This is a genomic window from Mycoplasma collis ATCC 35278 (assembly GCF_000701825.1).
GTDB lineage: Bacteria > Bacillota_I > Bacilli_A > Mycoplasmatales > Metamycoplasmataceae > Mesomycoplasma_A > Mesomycoplasma_A collis.
Map to the genome: position 1 here is coordinate 1 of NZ_JNJY01000040.1, position 1,224 is coordinate 1,224.

The window sequence follows — 1,224 nt, forward strand, 5'->3', positions numbered from 1 at the left end:
TATACTAATTATGTTTTTATAAATTTTTATAACAATTGAGAAAAGTATATAACAAATAATTTAAAAAAAATATTTGAAAATAATAAAGATTTTTACAATTTTAAAATAATAAGTAAAAATGATAATTCTAAAAAAGAAGAAATTTTGGCGAATGAAAATGATACCGATAGATATGAATATACATATATTGGTAGGGAACGAAAAAAAAATTTTAATCATATAGGTTTAACTGATAAAAAAATCGATTATCTTTCATCAGGTAATCAAAGAATTAAATTAGGTATATTGGATAACGGGAAAATTAGTTTAAATTCAAATTTATTCAATACAAATTTAATTACAAATAAAAGTAGATTCTTAGCTGCTAATGATGTTTTTGGAGAACATGCAACAGATGTAGCGTCAATAGCGGGTGGTTATAATGGGGTTAATAAAAATATAAACCTTTATGGGATAAAAATTTTTTTATGAAATGGAATAGAACAAGAAATTGAATGATTAATTTCAAATGGTGTAAAAGTTATAAATATTAGTTATGGTTTTGGAATTAACAATAATTATAATGGTTATGCCGATTATTTTGATAAATTATCTAACAATTTTGAAAATGAAGTAACATTTGTAACTTCAGCGGGAAATAATGGAGATAAAAATGATAGAAGTCTTTCAATGTTGCAACAACACAAACTTTCATATAATTCAGTAGTTGTCGGTGCTAGTGATGCTATTAATTATTTTGAAAAAGCTGATTATAGTTCATACGGTTCATTAAACAATACTAAAGAAGTTACATTAATTGCTCCACCCGGTATTTTTGATAAATATGATGTATATGATAAAAAAGAAAAAAAATACTCAGGAATACATTATAACGGAGGGACAAGTTATTCTTCGCCAGTTGTAGCTTCTGTTTTAGCTAGTTATATGAATAAAAAATCATATATTTATGATAAAGGGCTTGATAGTATTATTTCCCTTTCCGCTTTATCTAGTTCCGCTACACATAACGATACTATTAATTCTAAAATAGGCGCTGGATTATTAAATGTTGATAATTTTGAAAGGGCTTTAGAATCTTTAAATTATATAAAATTAAAAGGTGATAGCTATGTAGCTGAAAATCAAGAAGATATAACTACACATAAAGTTTATTTAAAAAAAGGACAAAAATTAAAAGCTGCTTTAGCATGAAACTTTAAAAATGAATTTGACAAAGAATGACCA

The 1,224-nt window shown here is 24.7% G+C and carries 1 protein-coding gene; it reads left to right on the forward strand.

Annotated features, from left to right (window positions below):
* A partial coding sequence (locus tag T403_RS0103950) for a S8 family serine peptidase (protein WP_033161522.1) occupies positions 1-1,224 on the forward strand: 1,224 nt, incomplete at both ends.